The organism is Nocardiopsis sp. iso_237 (assembly GCF_056173345.1).
Genome location: NZ_CM149669.1, coordinates 1568885 through 1585339 on the forward strand (window position 1 = coordinate 1568885; position 16455 = coordinate 1585339).

9 protein-coding genes are annotated in these 16455 nt (G+C 73.9%); 5 read left to right on the top strand and 4 right to left on the bottom strand.

Annotated elements, in window-relative coordinates:
* Positions 1-45: 45 nt before the first annotated feature.
* Both AC0VYM_RS07165 and AC0VYM_RS07170 read right to left on the bottom strand, forming a co-directional pair.
* Positions 46-1011: a quinone oxidoreductase family protein gene (locus tag AC0VYM_RS07165; RefSeq protein WP_475460355.1), complete on the bottom strand. Its 966-nt coding sequence runs from the start codon at positions 1009-1011 to the stop codon at positions 46-48.
* A 73-nt stretch (positions 1012-1084) separates the two neighbouring features.
* The gene (locus AC0VYM_RS07170; RefSeq protein ID WP_475460357.1) at positions 1085-3349 is read right to left on the bottom strand and encodes a serine/threonine-protein kinase; all 2265 of its coding nucleotides are present in this window, start codon (positions 3347-3349) and stop codon (positions 1085-1087) included.
* Positions 3350-3817: 468 nt separating this feature from the next.
* On the opposite strand from AC0VYM_RS07170, the gene AC0VYM_RS07175 reads away from it, so the two are divergent.
* On the top strand, positions 3818-4105 hold the full coding sequence (locus tag AC0VYM_RS07175) for a DUF6504 family protein (RefSeq protein ID WP_475460359.1): 288 nt from the start codon (positions 3818-3820) through the stop codon (positions 4103-4105).
* Positions 4106-4184: 79 nt separating this feature from the next.
* Here the strand turns inward: AC0VYM_RS07175 and AC0VYM_RS07180 are convergent, their stop codons facing one another.
* On the bottom strand, positions 4185-4802 hold the full coding sequence (locus tag AC0VYM_RS07180) for a GNAT family N-acetyltransferase (RefSeq protein ID WP_475460361.1): 618 nt from the start codon (positions 4800-4802) through the stop codon (positions 4185-4187).
* A 148-nt stretch (positions 4803-4950) separates the two neighbouring features.
* On the bottom strand, positions 4951-6087 hold the full coding sequence (locus AC0VYM_RS07185; RefSeq protein WP_475460363.1) for a peptidoglycan recognition protein family protein: 1137 nt from the start codon (positions 6085-6087) through the stop codon (positions 4951-4953).
* 626 nt (positions 6088-6713) lie between these two features.
* Between AC0VYM_RS07185 and cobT the strand changes: the two genes are divergently transcribed.
* The 4 genes from cobT to AC0VYM_RS07205 all read left to right on the top strand — a co-directional run bounded on the left by cobT (position 6714) and on the right by AC0VYM_RS07205 (position 15852).
* Positions 6714-9251 (top strand): nicotinate-nucleotide--dimethylbenzimidazole phosphoribosyltransferase, encoded by a 2538-nt coding sequence (gene cobT / locus AC0VYM_RS07190; protein ID WP_475460365.1) that lies wholly within the window; start codon positions 6714-6716, stop codon positions 9249-9251.
* Positions 9252-9607: 356 nt separating this feature from the next.
* Positions 9608-10888, top strand: coding sequence for a uroporphyrinogen-III C-methyltransferase (gene cobA / locus AC0VYM_RS07195; RefSeq protein WP_475460367.1), 1281 nt, complete (start codon positions 9608-9610; stop codon positions 10886-10888).
* 72 nt (positions 10889-10960) lie between these two features.
* The gene (locus AC0VYM_RS07200) at positions 10961-12853 is read left to right on the top strand and encodes a GTPase (RefSeq protein WP_475460369.1); all 1893 of its coding nucleotides are present in this window, start codon (positions 10961-10963) and stop codon (positions 12851-12853) included.
* Positions 12850-15852, top strand: coding sequence for a YfjP family GTPase (locus AC0VYM_RS07205; protein ID WP_475460371.1), 3003 nt, complete (start codon positions 12850-12852; stop codon positions 15850-15852). The genes AC0VYM_RS07200 and AC0VYM_RS07205 overlap by 4 nt, the downstream gene beginning before the upstream one ends.
* Positions 15853-16455 lie beyond the last annotated feature (603 nt).

Below are 16455 nucleotides of genomic sequence, written 5' to 3' on the forward strand. Positions count from 1 at the left end.
GCCTCCGTGCCGGGGGCCCGCCGTCGCCCTGCCCGCCAGGCGGGATCAGACCAGCAGCAGCTTGCCGGTGGTGCCCCGCGAGGCGAGGGCGGACTGCGCCGCGCCCGCCTCCTCCAGGGTGTAGCGGCCGCCGATCCGCACGTCCAGGCCACCCTTCTCCACCAGGGAGAACAGGTCGCCCGCGCGACCCAGGAGCTCCTGCCGGTCGGCCACGAAGTAGGCGAGGGAGGGCCGGGTCAGGTACACCGAGCCCGCGCTGTTGAGCCGCTGCGGGTCCACGGGCTCCACCGCGCCGCTGGACTGCCCGAACAGGGCCAGGACTCCGCGTGGGCGCAGGGACTCCAGGCTGGCGTCGAAGGTGTCGCGGCCGACGCCGTCGTAGACCGCCGCCACGCCCTCGCCGCCGGTGAGCTCCCGGACGGCCGGGGCCACCGGGGTCCGCGTGTACCGGATGACCTCGTCCGCGCCCGCCTCCCGGGCGATCCGCTCCTTCTCGTCGGTGGACACGGTGCCGATCACCCGGGCGCCGCGCGCCTTGGCCAGCTGGGTGACGAGCAGCCCGGTGCCGCCCGCGGCGGCGTGCACCAGCACGGTCTCGCCCTCGGCCACGGGGTGGACCGCGTGGGTCAGGTAGTGGGCGGTCATGCCCTGGAGCATGAGCGCGGCGGCCTGTTCGGTGCTGACGGAGTCGGGGACCGGGACGAGCAGGGACGCCCTGACCACGGCCTGGTCGGCGTACCCGCCCGGGGCCATCGCCCAGGCGACCCTCTGACCGACCCGGAGGTCGGTGACGCCCTCGCCCAGAGCGGAGACCGTTCCGGCGGCCTCCATCCCGGGGACGTAGGGGAGCGGGACCTGGTAGGCGCCCGAGCGCTGGTAGACGTCGATGAAGTTGACGCCTCGCGCCTCAACGTCCACGCGTGCCTCACCGGGCCCCGGAGCGGGGCTCTCGGCCTCGGTCACCCGAAGGACCTCGGGTCCGCCGTACTCCTCGATCACGATCACGCGCATGGTTCTCCTCAGGGGGCGGGACACCGCCGGGGCCGGGGCGCGGCCTTCGGAGCGCCCGCCTCGGAGACCCGGCTCAGCCGTCGACGTTGATCCTGTGGAGAGCGTAGTCCGTGTAGAGCGCGGCGATCGGCTCGGTGCCCGCGCCGGGGCGCATGACGACGCCGACCCTGCGCCGCTCCTCGTCGTCGAGGTCGCCGTCGTCGGGCAGCGGCTGCTGGTCGGTGGCGGAGAGCACGAGCTCGTCGTTGACCCACATGCGCAGGTCCATGTACGGGTCCTCGCCCTCCTCGGCCACGTACTCGCAGGCGAACTTGAGGTTGTTGGTGACGAGGTCCTCGACCCGGACGTCATAGGGCAGGCCCTCGACCGCGGACTCCTCGTTGTGGAGGTCGAAGGGCTCGAACCCGGCCACCTCGGTGGTCTCGGCGATCGCGGTGTCCCCGCTCTCCTCCGTCACCCGGCGGATCTGCGCCTGGGCGCCGTCGAAGCGCAGCAGGGCCTCGTACATGGTGCGTTCGTCCTCGCCCTCCTGGTCCCAGCAGCGCACGCCGAGGTTGGACTCGGCGGGGCCCTGGATCGGCACCAGGTTGGTGCTGATGAGGACGCGGTCCGGGGTCTCCCTGTCGTAGGGGACGATCGTGCCCCGGGAGGTGTAGATCGTGGGGTCGAGCTGGAACACCACGGCCTTCTCCTCGGCCCAGTAGCCGTCCGAGTAGTCCGGGTCCTGGGGGTCGAAGGTCCGGGTGTCCGACCACGCGGGGTCCGTGGCGAAGTCCGTGACGTAGATGCTGGTGGTGTCCGTCGGCGGGTCGTCCGAACGGGAGAGCAGGACGGTCGCGCCCACCCCCGCGACGAGGACCACCGCGAGGGCGGCACCGCCGATGAGCATCACCTTGCGGCGGCGGCCCGGGTCCCCGCCCCGGGGAGGGGCCGGGGGCTGACCCGGTCCGTTGGGTCCGTTGGGGGGACCGTACCCGGCGTGGCCGGTGTGGGCGGGCACCCCGTGGGAGGGCGAGTTCCCCGACACGGGCTGCTGGTACTGGCCCGGACCGTACCCGCCCTGCGGCGCGGAGCCGTGACCGGCGCCGTGGTGCGGCGGCGGGTGGCCGCCGCTCGGTCCGTAGTGGCCGTATCCGCCCTGCTGAGGACCGGACGGCGGTGTCTGTGGGGGGAGGTGCCCCTGGGGGTACTGCTGCGGGTGTTCCCCGGGTGGCACGGGCGGTGGGAACGGGGCCTGGTGGAGCTGCGTCTGCTGGGACTCAGGCGCCTGGTGGGCCGGGGGAGCCTGCTGCGCCGTGGGCGGCGGGTACGCCCGCGTGTGCGGCGGGGCGGCGCTCGGGTCGGAGGCCGACGGCTGGCCGTCCGGCGGCGTGGTGGCGCCCTCGACAGGGACCTGCTCCCGGAGAACCGGCTCGGTGGGCTCCGGCGGTCGCCCGGGCACCGGGGTGCTGCTCGGCGGCGCCCACGAGGTGGTGATCGTCCGCCGCACCTCCGCCTCCTCGGGGTCCTGCTGGCCGGTGAGGTGGGCCAGCAGCTGCTGGGAGGTGGGACGGTTCTCGGGCTTCTTGTCCAGCGCCGCGGTGACCAGGTCCACCAGGCTGGCGTCCAGCCCGTCCAGCCTGGGCGACGCGGTGGAGATGTTGTGCAGGACCGCGGGAACGGTACCCGCGTCGAAGGGCGCCCGGCCGATGCCCGCGAAGGCCACCAGGCATCCCCACGCGAAGACGTCGGCCGCGGCCGTGGCCTGTTCGCCCAGGATCAGCTCCGGCGCCATGTAGGAGGGGGTGCCCATGAGCTGGCTGGAGCGGGTGACCGCACCGCTGGCGTCGTCCAGGGCGCGGGCGATCCCGAAGTCGATCACCTTCGGGCCGACCGGGGACAGCAGCACGTTCGCGGGTTTGAGGTCCCGGTGCACGATCCCCGAACCGTGGATGGCGGTCAGCGCCGCCGCGACACCCATGGCCAGTCCGTCCAGCGTCCCTCCGTGCATCGGCTCGCCGCCCCGGACCGCCTCGTCCAGGTTGGGGCCCGGCACGTACTCGGAGACGATGAAGAGGGGTTCACCCTCCAGCCGGGCGTCGATGACCCCGGCGGTGGAGAAGCGGGCGACCCGGCGGGCGGAGGCGACCTCACGGGCGAAGCGCAGCCGGAAGGACTCGTCGTCGGCCAGGTCGGGGCGGATCAGCTTGACGGCCACGGCACGGTCGGCGGCGTCCCTGGCCAGGTACACGGTGCCCATGCCGCCGTGTCCCAGACGGCCGACGATGCGGTAGCCGTCGAGTTCGCGCGGGTCACCGGCGCGCAGGGGTTTGCCGCTTTCGTGTCCATTGGACGTCACAGTTGGGGGTCCCTCGTATGGATCGTGTGATTCGCGTCTAACAGCGTACCGATCTCGACACGCCGACGCGTTCCGGTTCTTCTCGGCCGTTCCGGGCGCGGAACCCGGCCGGAACTGGGCCGATACGGAGCTGGGCGGGTGGCTCCGCGCGGTCGGGTCAGGGCGCGCGGGGGGTGGGAGCGGTGGTCGGGGGTGTGCGGGCCCGGGGGCCGGTCGAGGTCTTTGACGGACGTCCGATCAAGGAGATGGAGGGTGGCACGGTCCCGGATGCGACCGGAACAACGGGGGTTCGGGCACTCGGGGTGCTACCGGAAGTGATGTCGGGAACGCGGAAACAGTTCCACGGAACCCCCGCTTTCGCTAGGATTCGAATACTTGTTCGAACGCCTGGCCGTACTTCCCCACGGACGGGCGCTCCGGCGGTGTGCCATCCCGCGCCGCCGGACACCAGCCAGAAGGAGTCGGTCGATGCTGGGGGGAACTGTCGTGGGACGGTACTTCGGGGCGAAGGTCACGGTCGTCGAGGACGGGGGCCGACCCACCCGGTTCACCTGGGACGGCCGCGTGTACGGGGTGCGGAGGATCATCGACCACTGGGTCACCCTGCGCCGTGACTGGACACCCGGCAACGGGTCCCAGGTGCCCGAACGCCGACACTGGCGGGTCGAGGCGGGCTCCGCCTACGCACAGGGCGTGTACGAACTCCGGCACGACACGACCACCGGGGAGTGGTCGCTCAGCCGCGTCTGGGGCTGAGCGGACGCCACCGGTTCCGGTGCGGTCGGGCCGGGGAACCGTGGGAGGCGGCCGGGTCGGCCATCCGTACCGGCGGCCGTCACGGCCCGACCCGGTCGGGTAGGGGAGGCAGCCCCTCGCCGAGGCTGACGTCGCCGGGGACCAGACCGTACGAGGCCAGGTCGGAACGGCCCTCGTGCAGGGGCATCGCGTTCCGGTCGGTGCCCTCCCGCCGGAACCCGGCGGCCTCGGCCACCCGGCAGGAGCCGGTGTTCCCGGTGGCGGCCTTGAGCTCCACGCGCTGGAACCCCTGGCCGAGGGCCCAGCGGGAGACCGCCACGACGGCCTCGGTGGCCAGCCCACGGCCCCGGCCCCACGGGGAGATCCAGTAGCCGATCTCGGTCACCATGGCCGCCCACTGCGTGCGCAGCAGCGCCACCGATCCCGTGAGCCGACCCGTCTCCCGGTCCACCACCGCCCAGTGCTGGCCGTCGCCGCCGGTACGGATGGCCGGGGCGAGGCTCAGGCAGAAGTGCTCGGCCGACTCCCGCGTGTAGGGCAGTCCGGGCGCGGGCAGCGGAATCCATCGTTGGAGCTCCGGGTCCACGCACGAGGCGTACACGTCGTCGATGTCCCGTTCGAGCACGGACCGCAGGCGCAGGCGCTCGGTCTCCAGGATCACCGCGGGCATGATCGGAGCGCTCTGGACGGTGGCCATGCGAGTGATCCCCCTGTTGCGTACGAACGGCCGTTCCGGGCACCGATCAAGATACGCGTCCCACGGGTGCGTGGAGCGGCGGGCCGCCGTCCCCCGCACCCGCCCGATCCGGTGGCGGGACGCCGGAACGCCCCGCCACCGCGCGGGTTCAGAGCAGGCCGCTGGCGACCCGCTGGCGGATGACCGTGTCGAACGCCTCGGAGAAGGCGTTACCGGGGCACTCGGTCTGGAGCCAGTCCCGGTGCCGGGCCACGGCCTCCTGCCCGGTCGCCGCCCCGGTGTCCGGGTGCACGTACTCGATCCGCTCGGACGGGTCCACGCCGGTGAGCGCGCACAGGACCCGCAGGACGTCCACGAGGGAGTCCTGGGCGGCCTGGGTCGGCAGCCCGTCGGTGAAGTCCCCGAGCAGGCACACGCCGATGTTGCCGTGGTTGACCCCGAACGCGTGGCCGGCCGTCACCGACTCGGCCAGGCCCGGCAGGGGGACCCCTCGGAAGATCGGGAGGCCGCCGCCCGAGTGGCGTCCCTCGTAGACCGTGCCCTCGGGGTCCACCAGCAGGTGGTAGCCGACGTCGCCCCACCCCTGCTGGACGGCGTGCAGGTGGTAGACGGCCCGCATGTCCGCCGCGTGGTCCCCGGTGGTCGCCATCGCCGTGTGGTGCACGGTCAGCGCCTGCACACGGTGGAACCGGGCCGGCCACAGGTCGTTGCCGTCCCCGTCGAAGCGCAGCGACTCGTCGGCGCCCCACCCCGCCCGGGTGCGGACCCGCAGCGTGGTGCCGCCGGTGAGGGTGGTGACCCCCTCGTCCTCGGCCGAGAGGGACACCCGCTCCCGGCCGCCGAACCGCAGCTCCTCGCCGTCGTGCAGGTTCACGGCGGTCAGGTCGGCGCCGTCCGTGCCGCGCACCTCGTAGCCGGTCGCGCCCTCGGGCGCCCGCGCCGTGGCGGAGGCCGTGGGCGCCAGGTGCTCGGGTCCGGCCGTGTGGAAGTGCAGGTCCTGCCAGTCGCCCAGGGCTCCGTCGGCGGTCTCGAAGCGCACGGCGGCGTTCTCGGAGACGGCCTCGGGCGCCTGGGAGACGGAGACGACGTCGAAGCGGCGCTCGGGGCGTACGAGGGCGCCGGTGGCGCGGGCCTCTTCGGCGAGGATCCTGGGTGCCGTCAGGGCGTCCGTGGTCGGCTCGGCGGCGGTCCGCGCGGAGGCGCTGGCGGAGGCGGGCAGCGCGGGGGCGAGCGCGGACAGGCCGGTGACGGTGGTGGCACCGGCGAGGAAGTGACGCCGTCGCATGGAGGGTCCGTTCCGTTCTACTGGGGGCGGATACCGGGGTCAGGGGCGTTCGGGTACGGAAGAGCGTGCCACAGCCCTTCGACGCCCGACACCCGCCGCGCGGGCGCCGGGCCCCGCCATGAGCCGTGTCGCCGGGTCCGGTCCTGGCCGCAACGGTGCTCCTCCACGAACCGAAAGCCCTCTCCTGGGCCGATACCTGGATCTGAGAACCAGAAAATGCACGGAGGGTGTTCGAGTCGTCGCGCAGCGGGGTGGCGAGGGGGGTGGCCGATGCCCGGTTCCGTTGTTTCTCCAGGTCAGAATGGGTTCGCGAGCGTAGTCAGGGGCGCGTCGCGACACCCGCGCCCCACTCCGGAAGGGCCGATCCCGGGCCCGAACGGGGCCCGAAACCCCTCCGGTCGCGGACCGCGACTCCCGTACACAGCCCGCGCCGACACGGACTCTGGCACAGTTGATGGTGACTTGAGGACCCCGGCAGTTCGGCCGGGGCGAGCCGCGCCGGGTCGGGGGGACCCGTGCGAGCGGCATGACCGCCGCGGACTACGCTGGTCCGAATCCGTAACGGACCAGGTGGAACCGGGCAGCTCACTGACCTCTTCTTCTCTTCTCTTCTTCGGGGAGCGACCATGACCAACGACGACCGCGAGGACCTCCGTCGCGGTGAGCAGGAGGGCGCGTGGCAACGGGGCAGCGGCCCCCTGCCCGGCCTCGGCGGCCTCCTGGACGGACTGCCCGAGAGCGGCAAGGGCGCCCAGGCGCGCGACCCCAGAGCCGTCGCGCCGCAGCACAACCCCTTCCGGAGCTCGTTCCCGGGGTCGGAGCTTCCGCCGCCCCCGCCCGGCCACCACTCCGCCGTCGAGCCCTCGCCCCCGGCTCCGGCACCCACGGCCTTCACCACACGGCCGCAGCAGGCCAGGCACCAGGCCCACCCGGAGACCGGGTCGCCCCAGAGCGGACCGGTCCAGCCCGAACCACGGCCGACGCGGCCCGAGACCCACGAGCCCCCCGTCGCCCCTCAGCGCGACCCCCGGTTCAACGTCATCCCCTTCCGCTCGGGCAGCCGCCACTCCGGCCCCGCGCAACCCGAACCCCCCACCCCGGCCGAAGCCCCCCAGCCCGGATCCGCGACCCCAGAGGCCTCGCGGACCGGGACCGAGCGGCCCGAGCCCATCACGCACCCCGGCCCCGCGGACGAGAACCGCGCGGCCACCGAACCGAAGCAGAGCGACACCGTGCACGCACACGAAGCAGCGGCGCCCCTGGAGGTACCGCAGCACTCGGGTCCGCACCCGCGGACCGAACCGGAGGATCCCCAGACAGCGTCCGCCCCGGCCCTGGTCCCCGCCATCCAGGCCGCCCGTGAGGCGCTGAACGCCGAGACGCGGGGAGCCGAGCAGCCCTCCGAAGCGCCGGGCACCCCCGGCGACGACGTCTGGAGCGACGCGGGCCACGCCTTCGACGACGCCGAGCGCGCCGCCGTCTACCGCGCCATCCGCGACCGACGGGACGTCCGGACGGGCTTCCTGCCCGAGCCGGTCCCCGACGACGTCCTCACCCGCGTCCTGGAGGCCGCGCACCAGGCCCCGAGCGTCGGACACACGCAGCCGTGGGACTTCCTGGTCATCGACGACCCCGAGATCCGGGCGCGGGTGCGCGAGCTCGCCCGGGTCCAGCGCGAGGCCCAGGGCCACACCCGGCCCGGCACGCGCGCCCAGGCGTTCTCCGGGCTCAAGGTCGAGGCGGTGCTGGAGAGCCCGATCAACGTCGCGGTCACCGTCGACCCCAGCCGCGGCCCGCACAGCCCCGGACGGCACTCCAAACCCGCCTCCTACTCCGCGGCCCTCGCCGTGGAGAACCTCTGGCTCGCCGCCCGGGCGGAGGGGCTCGGCGTCGGCTGGGTCGCCTTCACCGACGAACGTGACGCGGCCAGCGTCCTCGAACTCCCCTCCCACCTCGAACTCGTCGCGTACCTGTGCGTCGGCTACGTCGAGGACTTCCCCACCGAACCCGAACTCGGCCTCTCCGGCTGGGCCAGGGGCCGCCCCCTGTCCTGGGCCGTGCACCGCGACCGCTACGGGCGCCGAGGTCTGCCCGGCCAGGAGCCGACCACCCTGCTGGAGGAGACCATCACCGCCATCGGAGCGCTGAACGCCCGAGCCGTGGAGGAGGCCAGGGACCGACAGGACCGGATGACCAAGCCGCAGGGCTCCCTCGGCGTGCTGGAGGAGGTCTCGGTACGGCTCGCCGGACTGGCGGGGGAGTGCCCGCCGCCGGTGCCCGAACCCGCCGCCGTGGCGGTGTTCGCCGGTGACCACGGGGTGTACGCCCAGGGGGTGACCGCATGGCCGCAGGAGGTCACCGCGCAGATGGTGCGCAACTTCCTCGACGGCGGGGCCGTGGTCAACGCCTTCGCCGAGCAGGTCGGCGCCGAGGTGACCGTCGTCGACGTCGGCGTGGTCGGGGACCTGCCGCGCGGCACGGGCCTGCTGCCGCGCAAGGTCGCGCGCGGGACGGCCGACTTCACCCAGGGTCCGGCGATGACCCGTGACCAGGCCCTCCAGGCGTTGGAGGGCGGTATCGAGATCGCCCGGGACCTCGTCTCGGCGGGCAACCGCTGCCTGGTCACCGGTGACATGGGGATCGGGAACACGACCCCGGCCGCCGCCCTGATCTGCGCGTTCACCGGAGCCGACCCCGCTGCGGCGACCGGTCGGGGGACCGGTGTGGACGACCCGACCTACGAACGCAAGGTGGAGGCGGTCCGCCAGGCCCTCAAGGCCAACCCGGTGGACGAGGCGGACCCGATCGGGACCCTCGCCGCGCTCGGCGGTCTGGAGCACGCCGCGCTGGCCGGGTTCGTCCTGGGCGGAGCGGCGCTGCGGGTCCCGGTCCTCCTGGACGGTGTGATCGCCGGATCGGCCGCGCTCGCCGCCGCCGCCATCTCGCCGGACTCCCTGAGCGCCTGCTTCGCCGGCCACCGGTCGACCGAACCCGGCCACGCCATCGCCCTGGAACACCTCGGCCTCACACCCCTGGTGGATCTGGAGATGCGTCTGGGCGAGGGCTCCGGCGCCCTGCTCGCGCTGCCGCTGCTCCAGGGTTCGGTGCGTGCGCTGCGCAACGTCGCCACCTTCGACACCGCCGGTGTGACCACCCGCCGGTGACCGGAGGACCGGGCGCCCGGTGAGACGACGGGACCCCGCCACCGACGAGGTGGCGGGGTCCCCTCGGTCGGGGGTGGTGACGGAGGTGCGCACGCCGGGCCCGCTACGGAGGTGCGCACGCCGGGCCCGCTACGGAGGAGCGCACGCCGGGCCCGCTTCCAGGCGCGTCCCGGGGCCGCTGATGCGGCACGCGTCACTCCGGTCCGCAGCCACCCCTTTACCTCCACGTGATGCCGCGTTGACAAGCTACTTTGGAGCCATCACCGAACATCGCTGGCGGCGCGCCGGGCCCGTCCGCGCGCGCACCCCGCCGACGGAGCCGGGGGCCGGTGCGGACGACCGAAGGGGTGCGATCCGTGACCTATCTCCTGGGCCTGCGCATGCGGGACCGCGACGTCCTCGTCGTCGGAGGCGGGAGGGTGGCCCAACGCCGGGTCCCCGTCCTGCTGGAGGCCGGTGCCCGCGTCACCCTGGTCTCCCCCGAGGTGTCCGCCGCGCTGGAGGACCTCGCCGACGCCGGGCGCCTGACCTGGCTCCGCCGCGCCTGGCGGCCCGGGGACGTCAGCGGACCCGACGCCCCCGCCTTCTGGCTCGTGCACGCCGCCACTGACTCCCCGGAGACCAACGCGGCCGTCACCGAGGAGGCCGAGGCGTCCCGGATCTGGTGCGTGCGCGCCGACGACCGCCACGCCTCCTCCGCCTGGACCCCGGCCAGCGGCTCCGCCAACGGCGTCACCGTGGGCGTCGTCGCCTCGGGCGACCCCCGCCGCTCCGCCGGGCTGCGGGACGCCGTGGTCGACGGCCTCGCCGACGGCACGCTGGACGCCCGGCGCGGTCGCGAACGCCTGCGGGGCGTCGCCCTCGTCGGCGGCGGCCCCGGCGACCCCGGGCTCATCACGGTCCGGGGCCAGCAGCTCCTCTCCCAGGCCGACGTCGTGGTGGTGGACCGCCTCGCCCCCACCCCGCTCCTGGACCGCCTCCCCTCCGAGGTCGAGATCGTGGACGCGTCCAAGATCCCCTACGGCCGTTCCATGACTCAGGAGGACATCAACGCCGTCCTCGTGGAACGGGCCCGTGAGGGCCGGTTCGTGGTCCGTCTCAAGGGCGGAGACCCCTTCCTCTTCGGGCGCGGGGGTGAGGAGGCAGCCGCGTGCGCCGCCGCCGGGATCCCGGTGATCGTCGTCCCCGGTGTGACCAGCGCCCTGGCCGGGCCCGCGAGCGCCGGGATCCCCGCCACCCACCGGGGGGTGGCGCAGGACGTGCACGTCGTCTCCGCGCACGTCGCCCCCGGTGACGAACGCTCCACCGTCGACTGGGCCGGGCTGGCCCGGGCGGGCGGGACCGTGGTCGTCCTCATGGGCGTCCAGCGCATCGAGGCCATCGCCGCCGCCCTCGTCGGGCACGGGCGCTCCCCGGAGACGCCCGTGGCCGTGGTCCAGGAGGCCACGCTGCCGGGTCAGCGAACGGTGACGGGTACGCTGGCGGACATCGCCGCCTCGGTCCGATCGGCCCAAGTGCGGCCGCCCGCCGTGGTGATCATCGGAGAAGTGGTCAAAACTGCGCGGGATCTTGACATACTGCACACGGGAGTCCAGTTCGAGACCGATCGACTGGCCACCGGGCGCGATCTTCAGTGAGACCCCCGTGGCGGTGCGCGCGAGCCGCGCCGCCGGGGGATTCCCAGTACCGATGAGGAGGGCATACCGATCATGACCCGGCCGTCGGCCGCACCGAACGCCTCGGGCGACGGTGCCTCGGACCGGTTCGGAACCGGACCGGACGCCGCCTCCGCCCCGCCCGCCGCACCGGGCCCCGCATCCGCGCCGCTGGCCGGAGTCCCTGACAGCGAGCGCCGGGGACCCACCGTCCCCGTGCCCGTCAGGCCCGCCAAGCACCGCGCCCCCACCAACGAGGACGACCGCTTCGAGCAGGTCCTGGAGTCGCTGCGCAAGCAGATCCGGGACCTGGAGTTCGCCGAGGGGCTGGCCGGAGCCGAGGAGGGGCGGGTCCTCCAGGCCGACGTCCTGGCCCAGCTCTCCGACTACGTGCTGCCCCGCGTGCGCCGCCCCGACATCCCGCTGCTCATCGCCGTCGCCGGTTCGACCGGCGCGGGCAAGTCGACCCTGGTCAACAGCCTGGTCGGTGAGCAGGTCACCACCACCGGCGTGCGCAGGCCCACCACCAACAGCCCGGTGCTGGCCTGCAACCCGGTGGACGTGGACTGGTTCAGCGAGGCGTCGTTCATCCCGTCCCTGCCCCGCGTGCGCCAGCAGGGTCTGGCCATGCCCGGCAAGGACGGCATGCTGGTGCTCGCCGCGACCGAGGCCATGCCCCCGGGCGTGGCCCTGCTCGACACGCCCGACGTCGACTCCGCCGTCGCGGCGCACCACGAGTTCGCCGCCAAGTTCCTGGACGCGGCCGACCTGTGGGTCTTCGTCACCACCTCCGGCCGGTACGCGGACGCCCGCGTGTGGGAGTTCCTCCAGGTGGCCCGGGACCGCGACACCTCGTTGGCGGTCGTGCTCTCCCGCGTGCCCCGCAAGGGACGCCGCCAGCTCCTGGACCACTTCGGCGCCATGCTGGAGGCCAACGGTCTGGGCACCGCCGCGCGCTTCGCGATCCCGGAGACCGACCAGATCGAGGGTGAGCGCTTCACCTCCAACGTGGCCGACCACATCCGCGAGTACCTGGCGGACGTGGCTGGCGAGGCCGAGCAGCGCGACCGGGTCTCCCGCCGCACCTTCATCGGGGTCATCGACAGCTTCCGCTCCCGTGTCCCCGAGCTCGCCCGCCAGGTCGAGGTACAGATCGAGACCGGGCGTTCGCTGGGCGCCTCCGTCGACGACGCCTACGCGGGCGCGACCGACCGGATCGACACCGCCCTGGGAGACGGCTCCCTTCTGCGCGGCTCCCTCCTCGCCCGGTGGCAGGAGGTCTCGGCCAGCGGAGAGCTCGCCAAGAGCCTGCGCCTGCGTGGCAAGAAGGCCCGTAAGGGCCGCGCCGAACAGGCCGAGCGCGGCCAGCGGGTCAGCGCCCTGGAGCGTGCCGTCCGCGACTCCCTGGAGGCCCTGGTGGTCTCCGCCAACGACCGCGCCTGGGACCGGATCGAGGAGCAGTGGCGGGAGGTCCCCGGTGGCGGTGACCTCGCGGACCGCGCCCTCGACCAGCCCGGCAGGGGCCTGCTCGCCAAACAGGTGCGCCAGGAGATCACCGAGTGGCAGCGCGAGATCGCGGAGATGACCGCGGCCAACGGCGCCACCAAGCGGTCGGTGGCCCGGTTCGTCACCTTCGACCACGACGTCGTCGCCCTGGTCCTGATCATCGACCTGCTCGGCTTCGAGAGTTCCCACTCCGGAGGAGGCGCCCACGCGGCCGCCACCTCCGGCCCATCCCCGCAGCGCCTGCTCAAGGGGCTGTTCGGTGCCCAGTCGTTGCGCAGCATCGGCGGGTCGGCGCGGGAGAACCTGCGCCAGCGGGTCCTCGGGCTGCTCTCCCAGGAGCGCGTGCCCTTCGACCACGCCCTGTCCAAGGCGGGTATCCCGTCCGACGACAGCGCCGTCCAGCTCTATCAGGCCACGTACAACCTTGAGATCGCACGATGACAACTCAGTGGAACCCCGCGCACGCGGGTGGCACCGGCCCGGACCGGAACCGAGCCGAGGGCGAGGAGCGCGAGAGCGCGCCCGCCGGGCGGGGTGCGGGCGAGCGCGGCTCCGCCGCACGGGGTTCCGCCGCGGGCGGCCCCTGGAACGACGGTCCCTCGTCGTCGGAGGGCCCCGACCGGCCCGCCGGTGACGAGGAGCCCACCCCGTACCAGAGCGGCCCCTGGCGCGGTTACACGATGCCGGTACCCGAGCATCCCGAGCACGCCGAGGAGCGTGAGCGGGCGGCCGAGGAGAACTCCGCCTACGACCCGCCCGCCTACGACGGGATCACCGGCTACCCGGACCCGTCCGGAGCCGGGGCCGTGCAGGCCGCCTCCCAGAGGACGGCCCCCTCGGGGGGCACGGACGAGGAGGGGGCGGGGACCGACGACGGCGCCGCCCCGACCGACTCCCGCTCCGAGTCCGCCGAGTCGGCCGGGGCCCGCCAGCGGAGGTTCGGACGCCACGCGCGTTCCTCCTCCCCGGCGGTCCAGGACACGGAGGCGAACGGGGCCGCGCAGCGACGCCGTCAGGGCGACGACGACCACGACGACCCGGACGGCCTCGCGGGCTGGGTCGGCAGTCTCACCGAGGCGGCCGACGACACCCGGATCGCCGGACGCCACACGGGCAGCTTCCCGGTGGTCACTCCGGAGACCGAACGCCCCGAGGACGAGGGAGAACACACCCGGAGCGAGGGCGCCCGGGAGGGGCGCACGCGCGGCAGACGCGACCGGGTCGAGGGCGAACGCGGCGATCGCGCGCGCAGCAGGCGGGACCGGATCGACACCGGTCGTGACGGTGCCGAAGCGGACAGACACGAGCAGGACGAACGGGACCCCGAGGGCGAGGAGGGGGCGCCGCGTCGGCACACCTCCCGTCCGGCGCCCGGTCCGGCTCGACCCTCCACCGCCACCTGGGTGCCCGAACCGGAGGACGAGGGCGCCCTCGACGCCACCGTGGAGGCGGACGGCGGGGAACCGGCCGCGGCCGCTCCCCAGGGGGCCGCCGACACCGGGTTCGACCTGCTCGACGGCGACGGCACCGGTGCCGTGCCCACGACCACGGTCCCGAAGGGCCCCGAGGCCCCCACCGAGGAGTCCGGGGAGTCCGAGCCGTCCGCGGAGGCCTCGGAACGGGCGGAGGAGGCCGACGACGGCCCCGAACCCCTGCCCCGCCGGGTTCCCGGGCCCTCAGCGGTCTCGGGCGCCTTCCGGGCGATCGGTGCCGACACCGTCGCCCCCGAACCGGACCCCGGTTCCGCGTCCGACCCCGAGGGCTCCGCCTCCGAGGAGGACGACGAGGAGTACCGCCCCACCAGCGGCGACCACTGGCAACCCACCAGCACCACCAGCCGCGCCGAGCTCATCGAGCGGCTCGACGCCCTGAGCACCCTGACCGAGCTCGGCCAGGGCGACCTCCCGGAGAAGGTCCTCGGCCAGGCCGGACAGCTGCTCGACCACGCGGGGGCCCGCCTGCGCCTGTCCGGCGACCACACGGTGGTGGCGCTGGCCGGGGGCACTGGAAGCGGCAAGTCCTCGCTGTTCAACGCCCTCTGCGGGCTCGAACTCTCCCAGACCGGCGTCACCCGCCCCACGACCTCCAAGGCGCACGCCTGCGTGTGGGGGCACGAGGGCGCCGACGCGCTTCTCAGCTGGCTGGGCGTGCCCACCCGGTACCGCCACTCGCGCACGGGGGTCCTGGACACCAGCAACTCGGAGCTGACCGGGCTGGTCCTGCTCGACCTGCCCGACCACGACTCGGTCCGCAGCCTGCACACCGCCGAGGCCGACCGGCTCATCGGCTCGGTGGACCTGCTCGTGTGGGTGCTCGACCCGCAGAAGTACGCCGACGCCGCCGTCCACCACCGCTACCTGGCCAAGATGGCCGGGCACGGAGCGGTCACCGTCGCCGTGCTCAACCAGGTGGACCGGGTGGCCCCGGACGAGCTGGAGGAGCTCCTCACCGACCTGCGCCGCCTCCTGGAGACGGAGTCCGGGGTGCACCCCAGGGTGATCACCACCTCCACCGTCACCGGGCAGGGCATCCGCGACGTGAAGGAGTTCCTGGGGGAGACGGTCGTCGAGCGCCGGGCCCTGGTCGACCGCCTGGTCGCGGACCTGGACCAGGTGATCGCGCCCTTCGAGGAGTTCTACGGCGAGGGGGAGGTCCCCGCGACGGTCTCCGCCCAGGTGCGGTCCCAGGTGCAGGAGGGCCTGGCCAACGCCGCCGGTGTCACGGCCGTCGCCGACGTCGTGGAGACCAACGACGTGCGCCGGGGCAGGCGCAGGGTCGGCTGGCCGGTGGCCCGCCGGGCCGCCAAGCTGCGCAAGGACCCGCTCGCCGCCGTCCAGCTGGACTTCCTGCGCCGGGACGAATCGGGTGTGGGCGGACCGGTGGACGCGCACGAGGCCGAACTGGAGACCGCGCTGGGTGAGGCGGCGGACGAGGTGTCCGAGGGCATGCCCGGTCCGTGGCGCCGCAGGATGCGCGCGGCGGCCCGCAGCGGCATGGCCGAACTGCCGGGCGAACTCGGAGAGGCGGTCTCCGGCGCGGTCGGGGACCCCGACCGCAGCCCCTCCTGGTGGCGGATGGCCCGGACCGTGCAGTACGCGCTGCTCGCGGTGGCCGGAGCCGGGTTCGCCTGGGCCGTGGTGTCCCTGCTGAGCTGGCTCGGCGGCGGTATCACCGGGCTGCGGGTGTTCGACGATCCGATCTTCGCCGCCTACGCGGGCGCCGTGGTCGTGGCCGGGCTCCTGGTGGGCTGGCTGACCGGGGTGGGCTGCGGGAACCTCGTGGAGGTCGCCGCCGTCCAGCGCCGCGAGGAGGTGGAGCGCACGGCCCAGACGCGCGTGCGGGAGATCGCCGGGCTGCGGGTCGTGGCGCCGATGGAGGAGGAACTGGCCCGGTACCGGGCCTTCCGGGCCGCCTACGAGGTGGCGCGGACCCAGGACTGAGCCCCGGCCCCGTCGCTCCACCCGGACCGGGTGGAGCGACGGGGCCGGAACCGGACAACAGGAGGGCCGGTCGGGGACCAACCCCGGCCGACCCGGTGAACGGGGACTGGTGGCATGGACCGCCGGTCCCCGTCGTGTGTCAATGAGGGGGACCTACGTCCAGTTGACGACCTTCTTGGCCATGTGGCGCTCCTTCGGTTGAGTGCTGAGAACTACTGGATCATCGGGCGGTCGGCACGGCGGACAGACAGCGACAGACGGACCGGCCGGCGTCTTGCCGAGACCGGCGATGCCCTCTGGCAGGATGCCCTACAACGTGACGCTAACCAACCCCCCTGGAACACAGGGTGACCACTAAGGTAGCCTCAGCCTGCGGGTCACATACAATAGGCGATTAAGTTATTACCCAAAGTAATGTAAAGTGAGGGGGTGTACTTCCCAGTCGCCTACCAGGGATGATGCGGGGTCCCTGGTCACCGAGTGGCACCGCGAGGGAACGCGGGGCGAGTCCGGTTCGTCGAAGGGAGAACCGTGAGAGGCGGTGAGCGCATCAGAGTCGGGTGCGGGGGTCCGAAGACCGCGGGTGACACAGGGAGGGAGGAG

What these genes read in the sequence shown, in the direction of transcription:
- AC0VYM_RS07200 (WP_475460369.1), top strand. Translation starts at nt 10,961, where the DNA reads ATGACCCGGCCGTCGGCCGCACCGAACGCCTCGGGCGACGGTGCCTCG.
- AC0VYM_RS07180 (WP_475460361.1), bottom strand. Translation starts at nt 4,802, where the DNA reads ATGGCCACCGTCCAGAGCGCTCCGATCATGCCCGCGGTGATCCTGGAG.
- AC0VYM_RS07175 (WP_475460359.1), top strand. Translation starts at nt 3,818, where the DNA reads ATGCTGGGGGGAACTGTCGTGGGACGGTACTTCGGGGCGAAGGTCACG.
- cobT (WP_475460365.1), top strand. Translation starts at nt 6,714, where the DNA reads ATGACCAACGACGACCGCGAGGACCTCCGTCGCGGTGAGCAGGAGGGC.
- AC0VYM_RS07185 (WP_475460363.1), bottom strand. Translation starts at nt 6,087, where the DNA reads ATGCGACGGCGTCACTTCCTCGCCGGTGCCACCACCGTCACCGGCCTG.
- AC0VYM_RS07205 (WP_475460371.1), top strand. Translation starts at nt 12,850, where the DNA reads ATGACAACTCAGTGGAACCCCGCGCACGCGGGTGGCACCGGCCCGGAC.
- AC0VYM_RS07165 (WP_475460355.1), bottom strand. Translation starts at nt 1,011, where the DNA reads ATGCGCGTGATCGTGATCGAGGAGTACGGCGGACCCGAGGTCCTTCGG.